26 protein-coding genes and 2 tRNA genes are annotated in these 26,318 nt (G+C 31.9%); 8 read left to right on the top strand and 20 right to left on the bottom strand.

Translation table 11 applies throughout. From position 1 onward, the window contains the following. The first annotated feature begins 18 nt into the window (after positions 1–18). Positions 19–480, top strand: coding sequence for a hypothetical protein (locus KKQ79_RS09265; RefSeq protein WP_213189862.1), 462 nt, complete (start codon positions 19–21; stop codon positions 478–480). 61 nt (positions 481–541) lie between these two features. Here the strand turns inward: KKQ79_RS09265 and KKQ79_RS09270 are convergent, their stop codons facing one another. From KKQ79_RS09270 to KKQ79_RS09290, 5 genes are all read right to left on the bottom strand, one after another. Next, positions 542–1,246 carry a carboxylesterase family protein gene (locus KKQ79_RS09270; RefSeq protein ID WP_213189864.1) on the bottom strand — a complete coding sequence of 235 codons (705 nt, stop codon included), beginning with the start codon at positions 1,244–1,246 and terminating at the stop codon, positions 542–544. 28 nt (positions 1,247–1,274) lie between these two features. Further along, complete coding sequence (bglX, locus tag KKQ79_RS09275) at positions 1,275–3,611, bottom strand: beta-glucosidase BglX (RefSeq protein ID WP_213189865.1); 2,337 nt, start codon at positions 3,609–3,611, stop codon at positions 1,275–1,277. 89 nt (positions 3,612–3,700) lie between these two features. Further along, positions 3,701–5,986, bottom strand: coding sequence for an NADP-dependent malic enzyme (locus KKQ79_RS09280; protein ID WP_213189866.1), 2,286 nt, complete (start codon positions 5,984–5,986; stop codon positions 3,701–3,703). Between the two features lie 62 nt (positions 5,987–6,048). Continuing rightward, positions 6,049–6,912 (bottom strand): BadF/BadG/BcrA/BcrD ATPase family protein, encoded by an 864-nt coding sequence (locus tag KKQ79_RS09285; RefSeq protein ID WP_213189867.1) that lies wholly within the window; start codon positions 6,910–6,912, stop codon positions 6,049–6,051. Between the two features lie 39 nt (positions 6,913–6,951). Next, positions 6,952–7,206 carry a hypothetical protein gene (locus KKQ79_RS09290; RefSeq protein WP_213189868.1) on the bottom strand — a complete coding sequence of 85 codons (255 nt, stop codon included), beginning with the start codon at positions 7,204–7,206 and terminating at the stop codon, positions 6,952–6,954. A 217-nt stretch (positions 7,207–7,423) separates the two neighbouring features. Here KKQ79_RS09290 and KKQ79_RS09295 point away from each other — a divergent pair, with 217 nt between their 5' ends. From KKQ79_RS09295 to KKQ79_RS09315, 5 genes are all read left to right on the top strand, one after another. Beyond that, positions 7,424–7,882 carry a GtrA family protein gene (locus KKQ79_RS09295; protein WP_104793958.1) on the top strand — a complete coding sequence of 153 codons (459 nt, stop codon included), beginning with the start codon at positions 7,424–7,426 and terminating at the stop codon, positions 7,880–7,882. Positions 7,883–7,886: 4 nt separating this feature from the next. Continuing rightward, positions 7,887–8,609: a lysophospholipid acyltransferase family protein gene (locus tag KKQ79_RS09300; RefSeq protein ID WP_213189869.1), complete on the top strand. Its 723-nt coding sequence runs from the start codon at positions 7,887–7,889 to the stop codon at positions 8,607–8,609. 91 nt (positions 8,610–8,700) lie between these two features. Further along, positions 8,701–9,972: an MFS transporter gene (locus tag KKQ79_RS09305; RefSeq protein ID WP_213189870.1), complete on the top strand. Its 1,272-nt coding sequence runs from the start codon at positions 8,701–8,703 to the stop codon at positions 9,970–9,972. Position 9,973: 1 nt separating this feature from the next. Beyond that, positions 9,974–10,927, top strand: coding sequence for an ROK family protein (locus tag KKQ79_RS09310; RefSeq protein WP_213189871.1), 954 nt, complete (start codon positions 9,974–9,976; stop codon positions 10,925–10,927). Further along, on the top strand, positions 10,921–11,958 hold the full coding sequence (locus KKQ79_RS09315; RefSeq protein WP_213189873.1) for a DUF3810 domain-containing protein: 1,038 nt from the start codon (positions 10,921–10,923) through the stop codon (positions 11,956–11,958). Before KKQ79_RS09310 ends, KKQ79_RS09315 begins: the two co-directional genes overlap by 7 nt. A 309-nt stretch (positions 11,959–12,267) precedes the next feature. Here KKQ79_RS09315 and KKQ79_RS09320 read toward each other — a convergent pair. The 7 genes from KKQ79_RS09320 to greA all read right to left on the bottom strand — a co-directional run bounded on the left by KKQ79_RS09320 (position 12,268) and on the right by greA (position 18,202). Beyond that, positions 12,268–12,341, bottom strand: a tRNA-Met gene (locus tag KKQ79_RS09320). A 44-nt stretch (positions 12,342–12,385) separates the two neighbouring features. Continuing rightward, entirely contained in the window at positions 12,386–13,675 is a 1,290-nt protein-coding gene (locus KKQ79_RS09325; protein WP_213189874.1) for a TlpA family protein disulfide reductase, read from the bottom strand. 45 nt (positions 13,676–13,720) lie between these two features. Further along, a complete protein-coding gene (locus KKQ79_RS09330) occupies positions 13,721–13,948 on the bottom strand; it encodes a hypothetical protein (protein WP_213189876.1) in 228 nt (75 codons plus the stop codon). Between the two features lie 13 nt (positions 13,949–13,961). Next, complete coding sequence (locus tag KKQ79_RS09335) at positions 13,962–15,998, bottom strand: hypothetical protein (protein ID WP_213189877.1); 2,037 nt, start codon at positions 15,996–15,998, stop codon at positions 13,962–13,964. Between the two features lie 84 nt (positions 15,999–16,082). Continuing rightward, a complete protein-coding gene (clpX, locus tag KKQ79_RS09340) occupies positions 16,083–17,264 on the bottom strand; it encodes an ATP-dependent Clp protease ATP-binding subunit ClpX (RefSeq protein WP_213189878.1) in 1,182 nt (393 codons plus the stop codon). A 55-nt stretch (positions 17,265–17,319) separates the two neighbouring features. Beyond that, positions 17,320–17,709 carry an HIT family protein gene (locus KKQ79_RS09345; protein WP_213189879.1) on the bottom strand — a complete coding sequence of 130 codons (390 nt, stop codon included), beginning with the start codon at positions 17,707–17,709 and terminating at the stop codon, positions 17,320–17,322. 25 nt (positions 17,710–17,734) lie between these two features. After that, positions 17,735–18,202 carry a transcription elongation factor GreA gene (gene greA / locus KKQ79_RS09350; protein WP_213190719.1) on the bottom strand — a complete coding sequence of 156 codons (468 nt, stop codon included), beginning with the start codon at positions 18,200–18,202 and terminating at the stop codon, positions 17,735–17,737. Between the two features lie 99 nt (positions 18,203–18,301). Here greA and KKQ79_RS09355 point away from each other — a divergent pair, with 99 nt between their 5' ends. Then, positions 18,302–18,769: a hypothetical protein gene (locus KKQ79_RS09355; protein WP_250131225.1), complete on the top strand. Its 468-nt coding sequence runs from the start codon at positions 18,302–18,304 to the stop codon at positions 18,767–18,769. A 9-nt stretch (positions 18,770–18,778) separates the two neighbouring features. Further along, positions 18,779–19,228 carry a D-aminoacyl-tRNA deacylase gene (gene dtd / locus KKQ79_RS09360; RefSeq protein ID WP_213189880.1) on the top strand — a complete coding sequence of 150 codons (450 nt, stop codon included), beginning with the start codon at positions 18,779–18,781 and terminating at the stop codon, positions 19,226–19,228. A 54-nt stretch (positions 19,229–19,282) separates the two neighbouring features. Here dtd and KKQ79_RS09365 read toward each other — a convergent pair. The 8 genes from KKQ79_RS09365 to KKQ79_RS09400 all read right to left on the bottom strand — a co-directional run bounded on the left by KKQ79_RS09365 (position 19,283) and on the right by KKQ79_RS09400 (position 26,054). After that, positions 19,283–19,358: transfer RNA gene (locus tag KKQ79_RS09365), tRNA-His, on the bottom strand. Between the two features lie 38 nt (positions 19,359–19,396). Next, on the bottom strand, positions 19,397–20,116 hold the full coding sequence (gene bshB1, locus KKQ79_RS09370; protein WP_069797920.1) for a bacillithiol biosynthesis deacetylase BshB1: 720 nt from the start codon (positions 20,114–20,116) through the stop codon (positions 19,397–19,399). Positions 20,117–20,194: 78 nt separating this feature from the next. Next, on the bottom strand, positions 20,195–21,856 hold the full coding sequence (locus tag KKQ79_RS09375; RefSeq protein WP_213189881.1) for a tetratricopeptide repeat protein: 1,662 nt from the start codon (positions 21,854–21,856) through the stop codon (positions 20,195–20,197). A 94-nt stretch (positions 21,857–21,950) separates the two neighbouring features. After that, a complete protein-coding gene (locus tag KKQ79_RS09380; RefSeq protein WP_213189882.1) occupies positions 21,951–22,820 on the bottom strand; it encodes a PstS family phosphate ABC transporter substrate-binding protein in 870 nt (289 codons plus the stop codon). A gap of 261 nt (positions 22,821–23,081) precedes the next feature. Next, on the bottom strand, positions 23,082–23,912 hold the full coding sequence (locus tag KKQ79_RS09385; RefSeq protein ID WP_213189883.1) for an energy transducer TonB: 831 nt from the start codon (positions 23,910–23,912) through the stop codon (positions 23,082–23,084). Between the two features lie 25 nt (positions 23,913–23,937). Next, complete coding sequence (locus KKQ79_RS09390) at positions 23,938–24,501, bottom strand: ExbD/TolR family protein (protein ID WP_213189884.1); 564 nt, start codon at positions 24,499–24,501, stop codon at positions 23,938–23,940. A 7-nt stretch (positions 24,502–24,508) separates the two neighbouring features. Further along, entirely contained in the window at positions 24,509–25,108 is a 600-nt protein-coding gene (locus tag KKQ79_RS09395; RefSeq protein WP_213189885.1) for an ExbD/TolR family protein, read from the bottom strand. Between the two features lie 85 nt (positions 25,109–25,193). Further along, positions 25,194–26,054 (bottom strand): MotA/TolQ/ExbB proton channel family protein, encoded by an 861-nt coding sequence (locus KKQ79_RS09400; protein WP_213189886.1) that lies wholly within the window; start codon positions 26,052–26,054, stop codon positions 25,194–25,196. Between the last annotated feature and the right edge of the window lie 264 nt (positions 26,055–26,318).

A 26,318-nucleotide genomic window follows, 5' to 3' on the forward strand; every position in this document is an offset into this window, starting at 1 on the left:
TTTTTGAAATAAACTTTAATGAAGAATATAATTATTTTGATTATTACATTCTCTTTATCTTCTTGTTTGCATCAACAAAAAAATACGCAAGGAATTTTTAAGGAAATTGTGGATGACCAAGAATATGAAAAAATGAATATTTATGCATGGAGTTTTACTCCAGAATTGACCGATTCATTAAAAAATGATGAAAACTTCAAGTTCACAATGAAAGAAGTTAAAGAAGAAGATTTTAGTTTATATTATAAAGCTAAAAAATACGCTCCTCAGATAAATTGGAAAAATTACAAATCTAAAAGCAAAATAACTGAAATTAAAGACAATAACATATTACAAATTTCAACGCCGCTTTTTATAAGAGACAACCAGGAAGCTTTGATTCAACTTAAGACTTTTTATAAAAATGAGTTTAATGTCTATAAATATAAAAACGGTAAATGGATATTATCTTACAGTTTTGGAAATAGAATAAAAAATTAAAAATTCACCTATAAACAAACCCCTCCAAAAAATTTGGAGGGGTTTTTGATTTGTAAAACGGTTATTTCTTTTTCTGTGAGAGAAGCCACTTGTAAAATTCTGGGTTAGAATAAGTAGAATCCCAAGAATTGTGATTATCATTCGGGAAGATAATGAGTTCTGCTTTTGGATTAATCGGGTGAACTTTCATCCAAAAATTAGTCGCGTTTTCTGGCAACACCACATCATCCATTCCGCCTTGAAAAATTTTAAGGTTCATATCTTTATAATTATGAATATTCGCCAACATTACTCTGTCTGTAGGTGCACAAACAGAAGCTACTGCTGCAAACATTTCAGGATGTTCTCCTGCCAATTTCAATGTTCCCCAACCTCCCATAGATAAACCTGTGAGGTAAATTCTAGAAGCATCTATTTTATATTTCTGCACGATTTCTTGAATCAAAAAATACACGGCTTGTGTATCCCACCACATATTTTCGGGACATTGCGGTGCAAGAATTGCCACGGGTTCCTGCATTAAATTTTTATAAGTAAACGGACTGTGCGCTTTTACCATTTCTAAATTGGTTCCTCTTTCGCCAGAACCGTGTAAAAAAACAATCAACGGAACATTTCCTTTAGCGTTTTGAGGATAATCAAAAACGTAGGAAATATTTTTTTCTACTTTTACTTCTTTCTTGAATTCTGCTTTTATTTCTTGAGCATTTGCTTGACTGACAAAGCCAAAAGCTAGTAATACCGTGATTTTTAAAATGAATTTCATCTTTTATTTAATATTATATCTCTATGATTTATTTATTCCAAGTGATTTTTTGAGAAACGGTCTTTTGAGAATCACCTCCTACAAAAATTTCAAATTCGCCAGATTCCCAATCGTATTTTAGGTTATTATCATAGAACTTTAAATCTTCTGGAGTTATATTAAAGGTAACCGTTTTGGCTTCTCCTGCTTTTAAGAATATTTTTTGGAAACCTTTTAATTCTTTAACTGGTCTTGTATTGCTACCTACCATGTCTCTGATGTAAAGTTGTACGATTTCGGCACCATCATATTTTCCTGAATTTTTCAATTCTACAGAAACTTTTAAAGTTTGATTTCCTTTTAAATTTTTAGAACTAACATTTAGATTATTGTAAGCAAACTGAGTGTAACTTAAACCATAACCGAAAGGATAAAGCGGAGTGTTACATTCATCTAGATAATTAGAACGGAATTTATCAAATTGGCATTTTTCAGTAGACGATTGAGAAAGTGGTCTTCCTGTATTTTTGTGATTGTAAAAAATAGGAACTTGACCTATACTTCTTGGGAAAGTCATCGGTAATTTAGCGGAAGGATTTACTTTACCAAAAAGTACATCCGAAATTGCTAAACCAGCTTCTGATCCTGGGAACCATACATTAAGAATAGCATCTGCTAATTCACTTTCTTCATTGATTTCCATTGCTCTACCTGCAAATAATACCAAAACAATTGGCTTACCTGTTTTTTTCAATTCTTTTAATAAATCTTTTTGAGCTTGTGGAATAGAAATATTGGTTCTAGAACTAGATTCGCCGCTCATTTCAGCAGTTTCACCAATGGCAAGAAGAATTACATCTGCTTTATTAGCAACCTCAACTGCTTCTTTCAGCATTTCTTCTTTGCTTCTGCTGTCTCTGTAAGTGTTTTTGCCAAACATAGCAGCGTTTTGTTCGAAAGTTGCATCATAATCTATATTAGAACCTTTAGCATAAGTAAAATTCACAGAATTCCCGAAAGTCTTTTTAAGACCTGCTAAAAGTGAAATCGCATCTTTATGTTTTGCTGCAACGCTCCAAGTTCCCGGCATATTTTCAGCATTGTCTGCTAATGGCCCAATTACAGCAATATTTTTTTGAGATTTTAAAGGAAGAATTTCATTGGTATTTTTCATTAAAACCATTGATTGTGCTGCAATATTTCTGGCAATATCTCTATTTACCTGACTGTAAACTTCATTTTTTGTTCTGTTTGCATCACAATATTTATATGGATCCTCAAAAAGTCCTAAATCATATTTTGCTTCAAGAATTCTTTTTACTGCTAAATCAATTTGTTTGATATTTACTTTTCCTTCTTGTACAGATTTTTTAAGGGTAGTAAGAAAACCTTCGCCTACCATATCCATATCTACACCTGCGTTCATTGCCAAAGCCGAAACTTGTTGTAAATCTCCCATTCCGTGGTCTATCATTTCATTAATACCAGTATAATCAGTCACCACGAAACCTTTGAATTTCCATTGATTTCTTAAAACATCTGTCATCAACCATTTGTTTCCTGTTGCAGGAATTCCGTCTACTTCATTAAAAGAAGCCATCACAGAACCTACACCTGCATCTACAGCTGCCTTATAAGGCGGGAAGTATTCATTATACATTCTTACGTGGCTCATGTCTACCGTATTATAATCTCTACCAGCTTCTGGAGCTCCATACAATGCGAAATGTTTTACACAAGCCATTATTGTATTATTGAGAGATAAATCTTTTCCTTGATATCCAAAAACCATTGCTTTTGCCATTTCGGAACCTAAATAAGGATCTTCTCCAGCTCCTTCTGCAACTCTTCCCCATCTTGGATCTCTAGAAATATCTACCATTGGCGAGAAAGTCCAGTTAATACCACTTGCACTTGCTTCATTTGCTGCTACTCTTGCAGATTGCTGCACCAATTGAGTATCAAAAGAAGAAGCCAAACCTAGAGGAATAGGAAAATTGGTTTCATAACCATGAATTACATCCATCCCGAAAAGCAAAGGAATTTTTAAACGGCTTTTCTCTACGGCAATTTTTTGAACTTCTCTAATTTTTTCTACTCCTTTAATATTAAAGAGACCTCCTACTTTTCCTTCTTGAATTTTCTTTGCAATATCAGAACTTTGAGCTTGTCCCGTGGTAATATCACCAGCTCCTGGAAGATTAAGTTGACCTAGCTTTTCGTCTAATGTCATCTTTTTCAACAAAGAATTTACGAAAACAGACTTTTTAGATTGATACTCTTTTGTTTGGTAATTGTAGTATGGTTTATTTACAACTTCTTGAGAATGAGCATAACCAGAAATTAATACTACTGCTAATAAGAATTTTGACTTTATGCTAAACATAATTTTAATTTTAAGGTTAAAGTTAGATAATTATTTTTGAGGAAAAAAAATTTAACAATAAAAAACCGAGAAAATTCTCGGTTTAAATATTATTGATTTTCGCGCATTTGACCATCTAAAACGGCTATAGTTGCCAAGTTCACAATTTCATCTACACTTGCTCGCATTTGTAAAACGTGAACAGGCTGTTTTAGTCCTAATAAAATTGGCCCTACTACTTGTGCTACTTTCATTCCTCTGATAATTTTATAAGAAAGATTAGCACTTTCTAGATTCGGGAAGATAAAAGTATTGGCTGGAGTTTTTCCTAATTTTGAGAAAGGATAATCCTGAAGATGGTCTGCACTCATCGCAAAATCTGGCTGAAACTCTCCATCTACAATCATATCTGGATATTTTTGATGTAGAATATTTACTGCTTTTGCTACTTTTTTAGACGTCTCAGAATTGGCCGAGAAATTTTCGTAAGAAAGCATAGCAATTCTTGGTTGAATAGCGAAAGATTTAATTGCATATTCTGCCATCTTCGCGATGTTGGCCATTTCTTCTGGTGTAGGATTTACATGGATAGAAGTATCAGCAAAGAAATAAGGCTTTTTATCTGATAAAATCATCATCATAGAAGCAATTTTATCTACTCCTTTTGCTTTTTCTATAATTTCTAAAACAGGTCTCAGAACAGTTCTGTAATTTTTAGAATATCCTACAATGAGTGCATCAGTGTCACCATGTTGCAACATGAGTGGCCCGAAATAATCTCTGTTTCTTACCAATCTTTTGGCAATATATTCATTTACACCTTTTCTATTGCGAAGTCTCCAAAGCGTTTCTCTATATTTTTTACGATTTTCGTCTTGGTCATCATCCATCGGATCTACAATCGGAACATCTAAATGAATTCCGAATTTTTCCATTTGTTCTTTGATGAATTTTTTCTCTCCTAATAAAATAGGGTGAGCAATTCCTTCTTCATAAAGAATTTGTGCCGCTTTCAATACGTTATATTCTTCAGCATTTCCTAGCGTAACACGTTTTGGGTTAGAACGCGCTCTGTTTTGCATCATTCTGATGAGTTTTTCGTCTCTACCCATTCTATCTAGCAACTGATTTTCGTATTCTTCGAAATCAGCAATAGGTTTTCTAGAAATTCCGCTTTCCATAGCCGCTTTTGCTACTGCAATGGAAACTTTGGTTAATAATCTATTATCAAATGGTTTCGGAATGAAGTATTCTCTACCAAATCCTATATTTTTAACATTGTAAGCCAATTTCACCATTTCAGGAACTGGCTCTTTTGCTAATTCTGCGATTGCTTTTACAGCAGCCAATTTCATTTCTTCATTAATTCCAGTAGCTTGTACATCTAATGCACCTCTGAAAATATATGGGAAACCAAGAACGTTATTCACCTGATTAGGAAAATCACTTCTTCCAGTTGCCATAATAACATCTGGTCTCGTTGCGATGGCAAGATTATAATCAATCTCTGGAGTAGGATTTGCCAAAGCAAAAACAACAGGATTTTCCGCCATTGAACTAAGCATTTTTGCAGTCATTACATCTCCTTTAGATAGACCAACAAAAACATCTGCTCCTTCTAAAGCTTGTTCCAACGTAGAAATATCTGTTTCTGCTATAAAATCTAATTTTTCTGGAGTAAGATTTTCTCTCTTATGATTAATTACTCCTTTAGAATCGCACATCAATACGTTTTCTTTTTTAAGACCTAGCGCAATGTATAATTTGGTACAAGCAATTGCAGCTGCTCCTGCTCCATTTACCACCATTTTCACTTCATCTATTTTTTTATCTGCCAATTCTAAAGCATTAATTAATGCTGCTGCAGAAATGATGGCAGTTCCGTGTTGGTCATCATGCATCAAAGGAATATTAAGCTCTTCTTTCAGTCTTTGTTCTATGTAGAAAGCTTCTGGCGCTTTGATATCTTCTAAATTGATTCCTCCAAAAGTGGGCGAAATTCCTTTAACGATTTCTATAAATTTGTCTGGATCTTTTTCGTTAATCTCAATATCAAAAACATTGATATCTGCAAAGATTTTAAACAATAATCCTTTCCCTTCCATTACTGGTTTAGAAGCTTCTGCACCGATGTCTCCCAATCCTAAAACAGCAGTTCCGTTTGAAATTACAGCAACTAAGTTTCCTTTGGTGGTATATTCATATATAGTAGAAGGATTTTTTTCGATTTCTAAACAAGGTTCTGCAACTCCTGGTGAATAAGCTAGTGATAAATCTCTCTGTGAAGAGTGAGGTTTAGAGGGAATGACTTCTATTTTTCCTTTAGGTTCATTTCTGTGATAATCAAGTGCTGCGTTTCTAAATTGCTCTTGATCTCTATGCGTTTTATTTGACATAAATTTTTAAAAATTTAATTAAAAGTAAATTCTATATTAAAAAAAGAAGAGGAAATATTTTTTTATTCCTCTTGGTTGAAAATGTATTTTTTATGATACTCTACTAGGCTTTCTATAGGTCTTTGTACAATTTTTCCTACGGTAAGATTAAGTTCTGCGGCGGCAGATCTCAAAATATCTTCGTACACAAAAGCGATAGAACCAATAAAGTTAATCTCTGCTTCTCTGGCTTCTTCATAAGGAAGCACTTGATATTCAAAGAAATTTTTCATCTCATCAAATATCATATTTTGAAAATATGGATGTGATTTTTTGAGGACTACAAATTTATTAAATTCTGCGAGATAAGCATTAGCTCTAGGATTGTGATACATATTTCTGATGGCATCTTCTATGGTAAGATGATAAGTAGCCATGAAATCTTCGTGTAAATCTTTGGGCAATTTTTTCATGAAAAACCTGCGCAACAATTGTTTACCAAGCGCAGAACCACTTCCTTCGTCACCAATTAAAAAACCTAATGATGGTAAATCTCTTCTTACAGTTTCTCCATCAAAAAAACATGAATTAGAACCCGTTCCTAGAATACAAACAATTGCTGGTTTACGATTGTAAGCTGCATAAGCTGCGGCTGTCATGTCTTCTTTTACAATCACTTTGGCATGTGGAAATGCTTTTTGCAAATTAACTTCTAGCAAAGCCGCATTTTCTGGAGTACCACAACCAGAACCGTAAAAATAAATTTCTTTTAAATGTTCTTTCAGGAAATACAGATGCTGATTCTTCTCAATTTCTTGAGGAATCAAATCTGCATTAATAATATTTGGATTAAAACCGAGCGTTTCGGTCTTTTGAGAAATCTTACCAGAATGATCTAGAATTACCCAGTCACATTTTGTAGAACCACCGTCAACAATTGCAATCATACACAAAGCGTTTAAATTGCTAAATTAGGAAAATCTTTTTTATTCTATGCTTTCCTCATCTTTTAGGTCTAGCCAATGGTCTATTTCATCTTCTAAATAATGAGTCTGTAATTTAAGGGCAAACATAAAATCATCTGGCACAGAAGCTCTATCGCCAGTTTCTATGTCCCATATTTCGTCTGTGAGGTTTTCGAATTCTGAAAAAATTCTTTTGAAGCGTGGATTGTGCTCTTCTAAGTCCTTAATTTTTTCTTGCTTAAACTGAAATTTTCTGTATGGTCTCGGTGTTTTCATACTTTTATTTTTTGATTTGGTGTGGTAAACATCAATGAACAATCTGGTGTCAAGACAAAAAAATCACTTTCATATATAATTGAAAATGAATTTTTTATCAGGTTTTGATGGCATCTTTTATAATACTAAATTATATATTTTTTTGTTATAAAAAAATAATTAATGATAATTTATTAAACTTTAACATTTAAGTTTAAATTTGTAGTAAGAAAATTTTATGAAACAACTTTTATTAAAACAAAAGCAAGTTCTATTTTTTATTATTGCGGGAGGTTTAAGTGCGATTGTAGAAATTGGGAGTTTTAAATTATTCAGTGTTAATATCCCTATTTTTTTTTCAAGTGAGACTAATTTTCACGGAATTCATTTTCCTTTGAGCAACATATTATCTACTACTTGTGGTATCGTTTTCAATTATTTTTTAAGTATTTGGTTTGTTTTCGAACGCGGGAAGCACTCTAAAAAAAGGGAATTTGCTTATTTTATGGTGATTTCTTTTTTCTCTACCATATTGAGTTTATTATTTTTCCAATTATTTTACAATACCATCTTTAGAGATAATCTAGACCTGATTATTTATACCTTCAGTCCACAGATTTTAAGTAAAATCGCTGCCATTGGATTAGTTTCTATCCTTAATTATTCAATCAAGAAAAACGTAATTTTTAATGGTTAAAAACATGAAAAGAGCACTTAATTATCTTTGGCGAGGCTGGATGGTTTTACTCGCTGGAATTTTACTTATTCTATTCTTTATTCCTGTTTATTTGCTCTCCATAAAAAAAGAACACTATAAATATGCTTATTTTTTCGTGAGACTTTGGTGTAAAGGTGTTTTTTACGGCATGGGTTTTAGATATGAACTCATTAATAAGACCAACAAAAAAATTGACAGAAACCAACAATACGTTATTATTGCCAATCATACTTCGATTGTAGATATTTTTATTCCAGTTTTATTATTCCCTCATCATCCTATTTGCTTTGTTGGTAAAAAAGAATTGGTTAAAATTCCTATTTTCGGTACTATTTATAAAAGAATCTGTGTTATGGTAGACAGAAGTTCGCCCAAAAGCAGAGCAGAAGTCTATGAAAGATGTGCAGAACGTATGGAAGAAGGAGACAGCATTGTGATTTTTCCAGAAGGAGGCGTTCCAGATGACACGTCTGTCATTTTAGACAAATTTAAAGATGGAGCTTTTATTTTATCTAACAAACATCAGTCTCCACTTGCTGTTTTTACGATTGTAGGATTGAAGGAAATGTTTCCTTTTGACCATGGAAAAGGCTATCCAGGAAAAATTAAAATTTATTTTAATGAGATTTTAGAGCCAACAAAAAACATTCAGGAATTGAAAGAAGTTTCACATAATCTTATTAAATTTACCCTTCAAAATAATTAAAAAATCTATTGTATCATTTTGAGAAAATAATAATATATTTGTTAGCATAATTTCTGCTCAGGATTTATAAAATAAATTAAAAAACAAAAATATGGACACTAACCAAAACAAACAAAGCTATGCTTTACCGATTGCAATGATGTTTGCACTCTTTTTTATGATTGCCTTTGTTACAGGTTTACAAAACCCGATGGGAGTAATTGTAAAAAACCAATTTCAGGCAAGTAATTTACTTTCACAATTAGGTAATTTTGCCAATTTTCTCGCCTATGCTTTCATGGGAATTCCTGCAGGGTTAATGCTGCAAAAAATTGGTTATAAAAAAACTGCTCTTACTGCAATTTTGGTAGGTATTGCTGGTGTAGCAATTACTTTCTTCTCTGGTAAAATCGAAAGTTTTGCCGTTTATTTAATCGGAGCATTTGTAGGTGGTTTCTCTATGTGTATGCTAAATACTGTAGTAAACCCTATGCTGAATACTTTAGGTGGAGAAGGAAAAAGAGGTAACCAATTATTACAATTCGGTGGTACTTTAAACTCTATGGGAGCTACCATCGTTCCAGTATTAGTAGGTTATTTAATGGGAGATGTAGCAAAAGCTACTATTTCAGATGCTAATCCAGCATTATTCTTAGCAATAGGAATTTTTGTTTTGGCATTTATCGTATTATATTCTATGAGCATTCCAGAGCCACACATTGTAGCAGAGAAAAGCACAGAAAAAAATACACACAGTCCTCTTTCATTCAGACACTTTGTATTAGGTGCAATTGCAATTTTCGTATATGTAGGTGTAGAAGTAGGAATTCCAAATATTGCTAATCTTTATATGACTGGTGATTTACAAATTAATGCTACCACTGCTGGAACTGTAGTAGGAACATATTGGTTCTTAATGTTAGTAGGAAGATTAACTGGAGGAGTTTTAGGTTCTAAATTTTCTAGTAAATCAATGTTAAGTTTCGCAGCAGTTCTAGGATTGGTATTTGTACTTTTAGCAATCTTCTTACCAAAAGACCAAATGGTAAGTATGCCTGTTTTTCAATCTGATATTTCTTTCGGATTAGCTCAAGTTCCGGTAAGTATTATGCTATTGGTATTATGCGGATTATGTACTTCTGTAATGTGGGGAGGAATCTTTAACTTAGCTACAGAAGGATTAGGAAAATATACTGCAGCTGCATCTGGTATTTTCATGGTGATGGTTTGTGGTGGAGGAATTATCCCAGCAATCCAAGGTTATGCTGCTGATATCTTCGGATATGTACAGAGTTATTGGGTAGTAGTAATTGGTATTTCTTATATGCTATTCTATGCATTAGTAGGAAGCAAAAACGTAAATAAAGACATTAAAGTTGACTAAAATGAAAGAAAAATATGCAATTGGTATCGATGTAGGTGGTACCAACACCAAATTCGGTATCGTAAATAAAAAAGGGGAAATTCTAGTTCAAGACAGAATTAAAACCAATGAACATGAAAATGTAGAAGCTTTTATAGATGATTTAGCAGAAAAACTAAGTCCTATGATTGAGCAATATGGCGGTCCAGAAGCATTCGTAGGAATAGGAATGGGCGCTCCTAATGCTAATTATTATCAAGGAACAATAGAATATGCTGCCAACCTAAAATGGAAAGGCATTATTCCTATGGCTGAACTTCTAGAACAGAAATTTAAAATTCCAGCTAAATTAACCAATGATGCTAATGCTGCTGCTGTAGGAGAAATGCAATATGGTGCTGCTAAAGGAATGAAAAACTTCATCACCATTACTTTAGGAACTGGTGTAGGTAGCGGAATTATCATTGATGGAAAAATCGTTTTAGGACACAACGGTTTTGCAGGAGAATTAGGCCACGTAATTGTAAGAAATGGTGGTAGAGAGCACAAAGGAACTGGACTGAAAGGTTCTTTAGAAGCTTACGCATCTGCAACAGGTGTAAGAGATACCGCTATTGAATTATTACAAGAAACCCAGCACTCTCCTAGTTTATTAGAAAATTATCCTATCAATGAATTAACCAGTGAAACCGTATTTAAATGTGCAGAACAAGGAGATTCTCTAGCCAATGAAGTTTTCGAATTTACAGGTCAAATTTTAGGAGAAGCTTTAGCTACTTTCGTACATTTTTCTGCACCTGAAGCCATTGTACTTTTCGGTGGATTAACCAAAGCTGGTGACCTTATCATGAAGCCAACCAGACAAGCTATGGAAGACAACTTATTACAAGTTTTCAAAAATAAAGTTAAAATTTTGTACAGTGACTTACAAGAAGCAGATGCTGCAATTCTTGGAGCAAGCGCTTTAGTATGGTGAAAATTTTAAAAAATAAAAAATCATTATTTTGGGCAGGCTTATTGTTTGCCCAATTTCTTTTATTCTATATCTTTTCAAAAAACGAAATAATCGTTCAGCAATTCACTGCTTTTTTTCACTTCAAAAAAGAATTTCAAAATGAGCTTTTCTCTCATTTCAAATATTCTTTTGGGGATATTTTTTATATCATTTTCATCTTTTTCCTTTTACTTTTTCTTTTCAAAAGCATTAAGAATAGAAACTTTAGCGTTCTATTGATTATACTAAATATTTCTTATTTTATTTATCAAATTTCGTGGGGAATGCTGTATTTCCAAAAACCTCTTTATGACAAAAATAAAGTAGAAATCTCCCCCAAAGAATTAGAAAAACTTACTTTAAAATACATTGCATTAACCAATCAAGAAAGAAAAAAAATTGAAACAAAGCATGTATTCAAAATTAAAAATATTGAAGTATTAAAGTCAAGCATACTTCATTCTCAAAAGCGATTACCAAAAAAGTATTATCCATTTAAAACGTCAAATATTGACAACTTTAAAGCGAGCTTATTTAATCCACTAATAAGCTATACAGGAATACTTGGTTATTACAATCCATTTACCACAGAAGCACAATTTAACGCAGAGTTACCTAACACTTACATTCCTTTTACCTTGTCTCATGAAAGTGCGCATCAATTAGGTTTTGCAAGGGAGCAAGAAGCTAATTTTATAGGCTTCCTCATTTGTAAAAACTCTAACAATTCTGAACTCAAATACAGTGCTTATTTATATGCAACTAAAAGTTTGGTAAACGCATTGCGAAACACTAACCCAGAGTTTGCTGCTCAAGCAACTTTATTCCTTTCTAAAGAAGTGAAAAGTGATTTAAAAAACGAGCAATTATTCAAAGAAAAAAACGATTCTTTTATTACTGAAATATTCTATTTCACCAATGATATTTTCTTAAAATCAAACCAACAAGAAGGTAGCGTTACTTACTCTTATTTCATTGATTTACTTGTGTTATACGAACGAAGAAAGGCATAAAAAAAGAATCACATCCTAGGATGCGATTCTAAAAACACAAATGATGAAAAAAAATTTATTGCCTTCGAGCAATAGCTCTTTGAAAGCGGTGTAAAAATACATATTTCTTTTATACTACCAAAATTTTTTATCTCTTTTTTCTACTAATTTTTATCATTATTTCACTATGAGACAATAAATTTTTTATTGATTAAAAATAGAATTAGAAAGATCTAAAAAAAATATTTTTCTTGTGAAAATAGAAATTTGATGAGAAATCATATTATAAAAAAAAGCAATAAATATTCTAGATATTTATTGCTTAACTTGTAGCGAAGACGGGATTTGAACCCGTGACCTTTGGGTTATGAATCCAACGCTCTAACCACCTGAGCTACCTCGCCGTTTTTCGTGGTGCAAATATATAAATAATTTTAAAGTCTACAAATTATTTTAGCTGTAATAATTCTAAAATTTCAGAAAAGTTATCTGGCTTAGCTATAATCTTATTTTTAGCATCTACAATATAGAAAGTTGGAGTAGCATGCACATTATAGGTATCTACATAACTGCTGTACCAACCTTTGAGTTCTGTATCATTAATCCAAGGCAGCATTTTTACTTTATCAGAATAAGACTTCGCATCAGAATCTAAAGAAAGACCTACTACTTCTATATTTTTTTCTTTCAATTTATTATACTGAAGCACCATTTCGCCAATTTCTTTTTCGCAGTGAGAACAAGTAGAAGACCACAATATGATAATCTTTTTATCTGCTTTCACATCGTGTAGAGATTTCACTTTAGTATTTACAGGATTTACGAAAGTATTATTGGGAATAATCTTTCCAATTTCTGTATTTGCATTAGATTTTATAGTATTGGCCAATCTATCATTAATGGTACATTTTAAATTTTTGGCTTCTGTAAGATATTTTTCTTTTAAATCTTTAATGTTGTAAACATTAAAAACTTCAATTAATTCTGAAAGTATAGTTTGTCCGCGAGGTGTTTCTACTTTTACAGTGGTAAGTAATTTATCTACTTCATCGCCTAAACTTGATCTACTTGTATTGCTTAAAAAAACCATTAAAATTGGCTTGAGCAATGAAGAGGTTTCTAAGTAGTTTTGTGTATTATTTAAAAAAGAAATGATCTCATCGTTTGTAGGATTCTTTTTTCCTGCAGATTCTTGTAAAAAATTTTGGTAGGTTTTGAAATAATAACTTAAGAAAGGATGCTTGTCCGAATCAAAAACAATGTCTGCACTTAAGTTAGAAACTTCATTTTTTAGTGCAAGACCAAAATCTGAGTTTTCTTTATAAAAATTTTGTATTTGATAGAGTGCTGGTAGAATTTGTTCTCTTTTTTTCTGTTGGTCTTGAATACTGTAAAATATATTATTGACTTCGTCATAATAATCTATCTGCTGTACTTTATTATTTTTAACCGAAAACTTAAGGTCTACATTCTTATTTTCTGAAACCAGATTTAAAGAAGTATTAGCCTGAGGAAAATAAACTTTTAATAATCCTAAATAGCTATTTTTAACCTGAAATAGCCATGTATTATTTTTTTTCTCGGCTTTGTCAATTAGAATGTCTTTAGAGCCATTGACAGTATAAAGATAAGCTTCATTGAATGAAAAATCTTCTGGAGATTCTACCTTAATTGTAAACTGAGCTGAAGCAATACAGCTAAATAATATAAAAGTAATTTGTGAAAGTCTTTTTTTCATGAGATAAAGATAAAAAAACTCACAATAAAATTGTGAGTTATATATTTAATTTTTAGCTAATCTAACTATTTTTTTATGATAATAAAATAATAATAAAATTACAACAACAGCCAAATGAACCAAATACATATCTATTGCAGCTTGAGGAGCGCCATCTCCTTCGTCTGGTGGGGGAGTATCATCTCCTTCTAGCTGACTGAAGAGAAGATTATTAAACCCAAAAACGAGCAATAATATTAACTTATATTTAAGATTGTTTATTATATTTTTCATAAAAGAGCTATTTTTATTTAATTGTTTTTAACTTTCTTATAGTTCCATCATTATATTTAACTATGATTACATAAACTTTATTTCTTTCGAGCTCTAATGTGTAATCATTAGCTGTTGTTATATTAGAAAGATCATTTACTAACTTACCACTCATTTCATAAATTTGTACATTAGCTTTACCTGATTTTTCAAATCTTATTTTACTAAAACCGTTTTCAAAATAAATATAAGTTGATTTTTTAGGATCCTCAACAACACCTATGGCCAAAGTACTCTGAGGAGTATAAGATTTCCAGTACACTTCGAACCTTAAATTATAATCGTTATTTGAAACAACAAATTTATAAGATTCAGCGGCTGTGATTTCTGTAACTTTATTAGCTTCTTTATCTAATAAATAAAATTTATCAGTAGATAATTCTTTTACTTCATTAAAAATAGAGCCTTCATAAAGGTTAAACCTTAGCTCATACTCATTTCCTATAACAAGATTATTAAACCCAATTCCCAAAGGTTTTCCTATATAAGTATCAGTATTAAAAGTATTAAAATCTTTTTTACTATCATAAGCAATATTAGCGGTTCCAGGAGATATTCCAAAAGCAAATATATCGTTCGTATTTGCACTGATTCCTGCTGATTCTGTATTATAATTTGCCCCAACTAAATAAGTAGGAGATCCAAGTATTGTTTCATTATTAACTAAGAAAATTTCGGCTTGATAAAAGTTATAAATATTTGACAAAGATGCTTTACTTGATGTTTCTGAGGCACTACTATATAAAGAATTTTTTCTTGATACAGGAACATCCGAAACACCTGGAGTATAACTAAATGTTTTATGAGCATCATTAAAATTAACTTCCACGTCCAAAATTCTAGTATTTCCCATTTTTGTTTTGTCAATTAATGGAAAATTAAGATTGAAAGTTTCAAAAGGTCTTATTAATAAAGCCTGAGCATCACCTATCCATTGTACACCATCAAACAAAGCTTTATAATAAGTTGAAGTACTAGAAGTATTGTTATGCTGCGAACCTCTGGTAGGATTCCAGGTAATTCCGTATGATGAAGTTCTTTTAGTGATATAAAAATTTTTTATCATAATAAAATCACTAGCTTGCTTTAGCGTTCTAATGACACCATTATTTTTAATTTTTAACCATGCATTTGCTCCATCAAATGCACTTAAGTCTAAATTAGATGTATAAGGATTACCAAATCTGTAGGTGTTTTTAGCATGAACAGCATTCGTAGTATTTACATCACCAAGATAAGATTTATATTTTTCTCTGTACTGGTTTAAGTATTCTTTCCATGTATTGTACCCAAAATTAGAAAAATCAGCCTCACTATAACCATTGATGACTCCTTTTGCAGTAGATACATAAATTTCTGGCGAAGGAATTCCTTTGTAAGAAATTATTCCATTCATACTTGCCTTTATACTATTATCTCTCAAATTTAAAAGATAATAATCCCCTGCCTTAAAAATGGATTCTGTAGGAACTACATCATTTACAACTAGGTTATTATTCCATTTTCTTAAGGTCATGTCGTAAATAGAATTACCACAATTTACTCCTATAGCACAACTTCCTTTAAAATCAGAAGCCTGCATTCCGAAACTATTCATTAAGTAACTTACACTATCATTAAAGGGAAATGCTATAGGAAACGTAGAATTGAAATAGGTGGACGAAGCTGCAGGTCTTTGAACAGTCATTCTCGCATTAGTACCAATAGCTCCGCCAAGAATTTTAACCTGTCCATAATCATTAGAAGATGTATAAACATTTACGAATTCTTTACCATCTAAGGCTGCATCTGCGGAAATTCCTTTTTGGTAATTACCTAATATTGTGATATTTCCTCTATTTTCAACAGCTTTTTCAAGATTGGAATTAAGTTGAAAATCCCCTCCTGAATAAAACAACGTACCGCTTTTTACATATAATTTAGTTTCACTCCCAACATATGTGAGTACTTGTGCATTAGAAATACCAAAAAACAAGACCAACAAGCCTATTTTTGGTAATTTATTTTTCATTTTATTTGTGTTTTAAAGAATAAACATATCTTTTATAGCACAAAATTATGATTTTTTTTAACCTCACACAAATATTAAAGTATGTTAAAAATCAATATTCCCCTCTATTCTAAGTTCTTTTTCTAACTCATCTATTCTATACATATAATCTTCTAAAATCTTCTCAGTAGTACCTCTAAGACCTCTTGCTCCTAAACCTTTGTCTATGGTATAGTCTACTATTTTTTCAAGGGCTTGATCCGTAAAATCAAGTTTTACGCCGTCTAACCTAAAAAGCTCTACAAATTGATTAATAATAGAATTTTTAGGCTCTGTAAGGATTCTAAGCATTGTTTCTTTGGTCAGTTTATCCAAATGAGTAACAATAGGAAATCTACCTAACAATTCTGGAATAAGCCCGAAACTTCTTAAATCTGTAGCATTTAATTTTTCTAAAATATAGCTTTCTTCTTCTACTTTAGAATGTTTATCTGTACTAAAACCTATCGCTTGCTTATTGAGTCTTCTCTCAATGATTTCTTTAATCCCATCAAAAGCTCCACCTGCAATAAATAAAATATTCTGAGTATTGACTTGAATGTATTTTTGGTCAGGATGCTTTCTTCCTCCTTGCGGTGGAACATTTACAATACTTCCTTCTAGAAGCTTCAATAAACCTTGCTGAACCCCTTCACCAGAAACATCTCTGGTAATACTCGGATTGTCTGATTTTCTAGCAATTTTATCTATTTCGTCAATAAAAACAATTCCTTTTTCCGCCTTTTCTACATCATAATCAGCCACCATTAAAAGTCGAGACAAAATACTTTCTACATCTTCTCCTACGTAACCTGCTTCTGTTAAAATAGTAGCATCTACAATACAAAACGGAACGTTCAATTGCTTAGCAATGGTTTTTGCTAAAAGTGTTTTACCTGTTCCTGTTTCGCCCACCATAATAATGTTAGACTTCTCAATCTCTACAGATTTATTTTCGTCTTTATTATGAAGAAGTCTTTTATAATGATTATAAACCGCTATTGACAATTGTTTTTTGGCTTGATCTTGACCAATAACATATTCGTCTAGAAATTCTTTAATTTCTCTAGGCTTTTTAAGTTCTTCAATCGAGGTAGCTGGCGAAAACTCATCTTCATGTACACTTTCTTTTACGATAGCATGCGCTTGTTCTACACAGTTCTCACAGATAAATCCATTTTGTCCCGAGATTAAAATTTCAACTTCAGATTTTTTTCTTCCGCAAAATGAGCATTGATTAGGATTCATTCTTTTTATTTTTGAAAAAACTCAAACTTCGCTATGAAATTTGAGTTAATATATTTTAAGAGTTAATTATTTTATTTTGAATTTCTTGATATTCTTCTGGTGAAAGTTTCAGCCTTTCGTTTCCAAAATTAAGGTCTTGCATGGTATTCATGGGAACCAAATGAATGTGCGCATGAGGAACTTCTAATCCTATCACAGCCACTCCCACTCTTACACATGGCATCGCTGTTCCAACTTTTTTGGCTACTTTTTGAGCAAATCCCCAAAGATTTTTAAAATCTTCTGATTCTAAATCAAAGATTAAGTCTACCTCTTTCTTAGGAATCACAAGAGTATGACCTTTTGCTAATGGCATCACATCTAAAAAAGCCAAATAATTTTCGTCTTCAGCGATTTTATAGCAAGGGATTTCTCCGTTTACAATTTTGGTGAATATAGAACTCATAATTTGTAAATTTTAAATATTAAAATTACAATGAAATTTCTAAAACTTCAAAAGAAAGTTTATTTCCATTTGGCAATACAATTTCTGCAGTTTCGCCTACAGCTTTACCTAACAATCCTTTTGCAATAGGAGTATTTACAGAAATTTTCCCTGCTTTAATATCAGATTCATTATCTGGAACCAATGTAAATTTTTGTTCTTGCTTGGTCGCATTATTTTTAAGACGAACGGTACAAAGAATAGAAACTTTAGAAGTGTCTAATTGACTTTCGTCAATCACTTTAGAGTTTGCGATAGTATCTTTAATTTTAGAGATTTTCATTTCTAGCAAACCTTGCGCTTCTTTCGCTGCGTCATATTCTGCATTTTCAGATAAATCTCCTTTGTCTCTTGCTTCTGCGATTTGTTGAGTAATTTTAGGTCTTTCTATGCTTTCGAGTAGTTCTAACTCAGTCTTCATTTTTTCCAAACCTTCTTTGGTCACATAATTCATTACTTTACTCATATCTGGTTATTTTGCGTTAATGTTAATATAAAAAAATAATCCGACCTTTGCCGGACAATATTCATTAAAAATTCGAGTTACAAAGATATGATTAATTTTAATATGAAACCAAGCCTTTTAAAAATAATTATCCCAATTTTACTGGCTTTCAGCGCATTAAAAACGCTCAACTCTTGTTCTAACAGAGAAGAAACTACCAGTTGTTTTCCCAATCAATTTATTTCTGTTCAGCTCAATTTAAGCCTACCTTCCTACTATCCTCTTAACAATATTGGAGGCTGGATTTATGTCTCAGAACAGCAATCTGGAACCAGAGGCTTAATCGTTTATAGAACCAATGATGGTTTCAAAATTTATGATAGAAACGCTCCACATATTTGTCCTTCCGCAGACACTACATTAGAAGTAGAAAATGGCAGTTTGGTTATTTGCAAAAAAGACAATGCAAAATGGTTTCTCAATTCTGGAGCGCCTGCTTCTGTAAGTCCTTATCCTCTGAAACAATATTTTTATAATTATAATTCTTCTACCAACATTTTAAATATTTATAATTAATTTAGAGGCATGAAAATAGTAGTTCAGCGTGTAAAAGAAGCATCTGTAGCAGTAGAAGGAAAAATTGTAGGAGAAATTTCGCAAGGCTTACTCCTTCTCATCGGTGTAGATGAAAACGATACTCAAGAAGATGCCAATTGGTTAATTAAAAAAGTGGTAGACTTAAGAATTTTTTCTGATTCTGAAGGAAAAATGAATCTTTCTGTAAAAGATGTAGTGGGAGAAATTTTATGCATCAGTCAATTTACTTTAATCTCTGATTACAAAAAAGGCAACAGACCGTCTTATATAAAAGCGGCAAAACCAGAAAAAGCCATTCCTTTATTTGAATATTTTAAATCTGAGATTTCTAAATCTGGCCTAAAAATAGAAAGTGGAATTTTCGGGGCTGATATGAAAGTATCTTTACTGAATGACGGTCCTGTAACTCTGGTTCTGGACAGCATCACCAAAGCTTAAAATCTCATGAAAATATAAAATAAAAAAGCATCCAAAATTTGGATGCTTTTTTTTGGGTGAATGATGGGTCTCGAACCCACGACCTTCGGAACCACAATCCGACGCTCTAACCAACTGAGCTACAATCACCGTTTTTGCGTGTGCAAATATATAAAATTTTTAAAACAATTAACAAATAATTCCTTCAAAATTTTTAAATGCCAATAACTTTTCAGTTGTGAAACCTTCTGCATATTCTACTCCACTCAATCTTCCTAAATCTTGCGCTCTATAAGTTAGACTTTCTAAAAAATCTTTGGTAGCGATGGGAGTCATTGGTTCTGTGGAAGTTGGGTCATAAAACTGAGTTTTATATGCTAAACAAGCTTCTATTTTTTTGTCTAAAAATCCAGAAATATCCATTACAAAATCCGGTTCAATATTTTTCCACTGAATGTAATGAAAAACTTGTTTTGGCCTCCAAAATTTTTGAGATTCACCTTCATAATCGGTTTTTATCTTAACCAATCCAGATAAAAAACACGCATCTGAAACTAATTTTGCGGCTTTCGCATGATCAGGATGCCTATCATCTATCGCATTACAAAGCACGATTTCTGGTTGATATTTCCTAATCATTTCAATGATTCTAAACTGATATTCTTGAGAATTGATAATAAAACCATCTTTCATTTTAAGATTTTCTCTAGCAGAAATTCCTAAAATTTCAGATGCAGTTGCCGCTTCTTGCGCTCTGGTTTCATTAGTTCCTCTTGTTCCTAATTCACCTTCGGTAAGGTCTATGATGGCTACTTTTTTTCCTTCGGAAATTAATTTTGCTATAGTTCCTCCACAGCCTAACTCTACGTCATCTGGATGTGCTCCTATTGCTAAAATATCTACTTTCATGGGCCAAAAATACAGAAATTAAATTTAAATTTTCAAATTTAGAATTAAAAAAAGCTTCTCAATTGAGAAGCTCATTTTTTATTTCATTAATTCTTTTTGTAAAAGAAGTGAGTTTTTATCGTCTGGTTTCATCGCAAGTGCTTTTTGTAAAGCTTCATTTGCTTTTACTTTATCCGTAGTGTGTAACAAGTAAGCTACAGAATAGTAAGCTCCAAACAATGTTTCTTGTAAAGCTTGTTGTTCTGCTGGAGTTTTAGTTAATGCTACATCTATATATTTCTGGAAAGCTACAGCAGCTAATTCTTTATAACCAGCTTGTTGTAATGCATAACCTTTGCTATAATAAGCCGGTTCCCAAGTTGGAAGAAGATCATTCATCTTTTGCCAAGCTAGAGCAGCACCATCCCAGTTACTTACTTCTTGATAAGCCATTGCTAAATTAAACAATGCAGTAGTATCTTCTTTGTTTGCAGCTACTTGTTTTTTAAGAGCCACGATGTTGTCATTAGAAGGACCTGCGTCTGCTTTTGCTTGAAGTTCCGCAGCACCACTTGATGCTTTTGCAAATTCTGAATCCCAATCTAAGGTATCATCTTTAGCAGCTTTTACAACCGCTAATTTCTCATTAGCTTTTTGCATTAAGACAGCTTTTGCAGCAGCGTCTGCTTCTTTAGATGCTAATCCTGCATAAATTACCGCTTCTAAACCTGCATCACTCGGGATGATTCTAGATTGCTCTACTTTTGCATAATAAGTTTCTAGATTAGTTTTAGCGTTTACAAAATCATTTTCATTATATTGTAAATAAGCTCTTAACTTAAACTTAATTGGATCATTTACTTTGTCAAAAACCTTATCTAAAGTCGCTTTAGATTCAGCAAAGTCACTATTAATAAAGTATAACTTAGCAATCTCTAATGCTGTACTTGGATCTTCATCTGCATACTTCGTATAATTAATCAAACTCTGAGTAGTTTCCTCATGTTTTTGGAAAATTTTATTATACTGAGCTTGTGCTTTGTACGCTGGAGCATAAGTAGCATCTGTATTGATTGCTTTTACAATGTTTTCTTCTGCTTTTTTATACTGCTTAGCAGCCATCCACAATGTTGCCATTCTGTAGAAAACAGAAGCTTTATTTTTAGCAACTTCAGAAGCTCTATCGTAAGCAGTCATGGCATTTCCTGGATCTCTAGTTAATCTGTATGCATCTCCTAAAGTATAATAATAGTAAGCAGGAACACCGTATTTCTGTGCTTTTTCAATTGCTTTATTGATATAAGTAATGGCTAAAGCTGGATCATTGTTATTTTCGAACATGGTAAGAGCTTCTCCAATTCTATAAAGAACTTCTGCGTCTTTTTCTTTAGACTCTTTTGCAACCTGAGTAAGTTCAGCGATTGCTGAAGCTTTTTGACCTTTCCCTAATTTAATGGTAGCAAGACCAATTTTATTAAGATAGCTTTTAGAATCAATTGCTAAACCTTTCTCGAAATTTTCTTTAGCTAGTTCAAAATTTGGTTCAAACTGACTTAAATATGAGTATCCTAAATAATAATAGTTTTCTGCAGTAGGTGATTTGGCAATCATTTGATTAAAAACTTCTTTAGCCTTAGCATACTTATGGCTATCTAAATTAATAATCCCTTCTGACACTGTTTGTGCGCTTGCAAAACTTAATAGAAAAGTTGCCGCTGCACCAAAAACTATTTTTTTAGGAAGTCTGAATCTATATTTCATTTTTCTATTTTTTTATTGTTAATGTATTATGTTAATTACTAATACACAATTACCGTTCCAAAATTAAATTAAATCTCTTAAAATTAAAAATTTTTTATCTCATCATTACTTCTCTCTTATAAATATTATATGGTTGAAGTCCTTCTTTGCTTACCACTATTTGACCTTTTTGAGTGCAAGAGAATCTGATAAAACCATTTCCTAACCCAAAATGTCCTTCATTAGTTAAAAAATAAAGAATCCTGGTGAAAGGATATTTCATATTTCTTACATTTTCTCTGTTCGGCTCGTAAGCTATATTATTTTCTGTAACAGAGAGAATTTTTATTTGTTTCCTTAAATTTTCAGCTTCTCGAGAGTAAGGATTCGAGATGGTATTAAGACTAATAACCCCTATACTATTAGGGAATTTATTAATTTGCTCTACAATTCCTTTATTACCTTTAATTAGTGAATATTTTATTTTTTGAGTGGGTAAATTTAATTTCTGAGCTACAAAATTAAAATTACTAGCATTTACACCGTCAAAAATTATATTTTTTTCATCAGATTGTAGTTCATTTTTTATTTCTTGAACACTAATTGAGTTTTTAGGAGAATCTTTAGCAACTACAAATACCACTGCATCTCCAGCGAATTTTGCAGGCTCTAAAGGAAGATCTACCATTTCTTCATAGAGTTTTTTTTCTTTTGCTGTAAGTTCTCTAGACATCACAATAACTCTTACGTTTCGCTTCAATAAATCCATTAAGGCATAGTCTTCTTTCTGAAATTTGAGATGAAGTTTAGTTTCAGGATAATGCGCAACATATCTTTCTGCCAAAGCTTCTGTTACGTTTCTAAAAGATTCATCTGCAGCGATGACTATTTCACCTTTGTTTGGTCTGCTTGATTCATTTTGAGAACAAGAAATAACTGAAAAAACTAAAGTAAAAACAATAAAAATCTTAAACGTCTTCTTCATCCTTTCTTCTTATGTAATAAATTGCTCTTCCTATTCTAAAAATTCCATATAAAATGAGTAATCCACCTAATAAATAAGATGGTATCTCATCTAATTGTACTAGAAAAAAACGATATACAATTACAAAAACTCCTAATGCAATATAAAATAAACCGATTAAAATAGATAAGTAATTAAACATATACAAGTAATTAACTTTATTAATAAATGACATAAAAAAGAGAAGCTTACGCTTCTCTTTTTATATGAAAATTGGTAAGTTTATTCAAAATTCATAGTTAATGGTAACCTAAATCTTTGTCTTACTGGTTGACCATTAATTTTCGCAGGAACCCATTTAGTTTTAATACTTTTCACTGTTCTTACAGCTTCACTATTAAAATCTGAGTTAGAACCAGATGCTTTGACATCAGAAATTGAACCATCTCTTTCTACAATAAATGTAACTGTAGTTTTAAGCGTTCCTTCTCCTCCTTCCATTGCAGAGTTATCAAAGTTTTCAGCAATTTTATTTCTAAAAGAGTTTAAACTTCCTGGGAATTCTGCTTCTTGGTCTACAGATTCATAAACCTCTGTAGTACTTGGAGCTTTAGACTCTACTGCAGCAGCTTTTGGTGGAGCCTGTACTGGCGGCGGTATGTGTGCCGTCTGTTTAACACCTTCTTGGTTAATAAGACCTGTGGTAGTTTTTAACTGCTCAGAAATTGGCGGAGGTGGAGTTTCCACTTTAGGTGCCTTCACTGGTTCAGGTACTACGTTTTGTATAATTTCAATTTTTTCTTCTACTTTAGGTGGTGGAGGTGGTGGAGTTTCTTCTTTTTCCACAATCTCTTCTTTCACTTGTTCTTCAGGAAGAATTTCAATAAGGTTAGCATCTACTTCTGTCTTTTCTTTAGCAGCTAATTGCTTAATTTTCATTACTACAAAAGGAGTAATTGCTGCTATACAGAAAATAAGAGTTCCAATGATCATAGATCTTGTTAAGATTCTTCTATAACTTGATCTTAAATCATATGCACCGTATTCTTTATTTCTATGCTCAAATACAATTTCATCTAAAGACGGATTGTAATTTAAATTTTCATTTTCCATAATATTCAAATAAGTTTTGAATTAATTATTGAGCTGGTGCCGGTGTAGAACCTCCAACTTTTTTCTCGTAGATTACTTTTTCCCATGGCTTAATGTCTGTAACACCATATTGCTCTGACTTAGTAATCGCCATTTCATCTAAAATATCTACGAAATTTTTATATACTGCATCATCTGTAGGCTTGATAATTACTGTAAATTTAGTAACATCTTTAGCATTACGTTTTGCTTGCTCGATTACTTTTGTAATCCCTTCTCTATCATAGGTAGTCTCTTGTAAAGTCTGTTCATTAAGACCTGCTTGATCTAACTGGTGATAGAAAATTCTATTATTTTTACCAATAATCAACGAAATTGAATTCGTTAAATCAATCTGAGTATCTTTAGGTTTTGGTTGATCAACTTTTGGTTTAGCTGGTAACCCTAGGTCCATTACGTTAGGTTTACTAAATGTAGTAGTAAACATAAAAAACATTAGCATCAAAAAGTTAAGGTCCACCATTGGTGTCATATCAACTTTAGTACTCTGCTTTTTGGAACGGACTTTACCTCCCTTTTCGCCTTTTTCTTGTACTTGTACTTCTGCCATTTCTTTACTATTTATTAGTTTCCTGGCTAGTAATTAACCAAAACTTATAATACTCTATATCTCTAAGCCCTTCAAATAAATTTTTTACTTTAGGGTAATTAGTGTTTGCATCTCCTTTAATAGCCAATTTATATTGTGGATTAATTTCAAGACTGCTACTAATCCAATCTATTAATTGCTTATTTGTACTGTCTAATGGAACTCCCGCAGTTTTTACAAACTTTCTTTGATCTTCAGGCATATTAAGAAAACTCTTTAGCTGATTCATAGGAACTCCAATTGCAGGAGTTTTGAAAAAAGCTACTTTGTCTGCGTCTGAAAATTTTACACCATATTTAGCTCCCATTTTGTCTAGCAACTCTGATCTTTCATTAAAGTTTTCAACAGCTGCGAAATAAAACTTACCGTCTGGAGTAACATTAACTGTCATTAAGTTCCCATCTGGAAGTAATTTTTCAGAAATAGAAGTTGGCGGTTTAATTTGCTCTACATCAGGCTTTTTAAACTGAGTAGTCATAATAAAGAATGTAAGAAGCAAGAAAGTAACATCACACATTGCTGTCATGTCTGTTACAACACCGTGTCTTTTTGGTTTGACTCTCGCCATTTTATTATTTTTTATTAAATTAAACTTCTAGTTATGCATTCTTTATATATTAAAGAGTGCAATTTTTTTGCCAAAAATTAACTAATTAGTTAAATTCTGCAAAAGATTGTTGGATAGACATACCAATCTCGTCGATTTTGTATGTAAGTCCATCAATTTTAGAAGTAAAGAAGTTATAAAGAATAATAGCGATAGCTGAAGTACCAATACCTAATGCAGTGTTGATAAGTGCTTCAGAAATACCGATTGATAATGCAGCAGCATCAGGAGTACCTCCAGCAGCACCTAAAGCTTGGAAAGACTTAATCATACCGATTACCGTTCCTAATAGTGCAACTAACGTAGCTACTGTACCTAGAGTAGAAAGAATCATCATGTTCTTTTCTAACATTGGCATTTCTAAAGTTGTAGCTTCTTCAATTGATTTAGTAAGCGCTACCATTTTTTGCTCTTTGTTAAGAGTTGTATCATTTGCTAAAGCTTTGTAAGTTGTAAGACCTTCTTTCACTACGTTACCTACAGAACCTTTTTGAGCATCACACTCTTCTACAGCTTCATCAATTTTATTTTTGTCAAGTAAATTTCTAACTTTAATTACAAAGTTTTCTAAGTTACCTGTACCTGCTGCTTTTCTAAGAACGAAGAAACGCTCAATAGCGAAAACAATAACAGTAATCATGAATAAAATCAAAATGTGAACGATTGGTCCCCCCATGTAAATAATTCCCATGAAAGAATCTGGATGTAAGTCCTTATTCTCTACATCAGATAAAGCAACTGAAAGACCAGTAACCCCTTCGTTCTTAAAGTTACCAGGATTTCCTAAAATAAAAATATAAATACCTAACGCTATAACATATAGAATAGGTAAAACAACTGCAGGATTAAGACCTCCTACTTTTTTAGCAACTACTTGCTCCTCTTGTGTTGAAACATTCATTTCCATATTAAACTAAATTATAATTGTTAATTTTTTGAGGCTGTAAAATAAAGCTATTTTATTGGAAAATGCAAGTTAAAAAATCAAACTATGACAAATTTCTTGTTTCTCGAAAACCATTGTAGATTACAGATTTAACAATATATTTTATATTTTTTGTGAGATATTTTCACATGATGTTAAAATCATAAAAACTACAAAATTTTTAGCCTTATTTTTTTTCAAATATTCAAAGAAATTTTTATAAATTTTTAAAAAATATTTAACAAT

The sequence above is a fragment of the Cloacibacterium caeni genome (genome assembly GCF_907163125.1).
GTDB classification, from domain to species: Bacteria; Bacteroidota; Bacteroidia; order Flavobacteriales; family Weeksellaceae; genus Cloacibacterium; species Cloacibacterium caeni_B.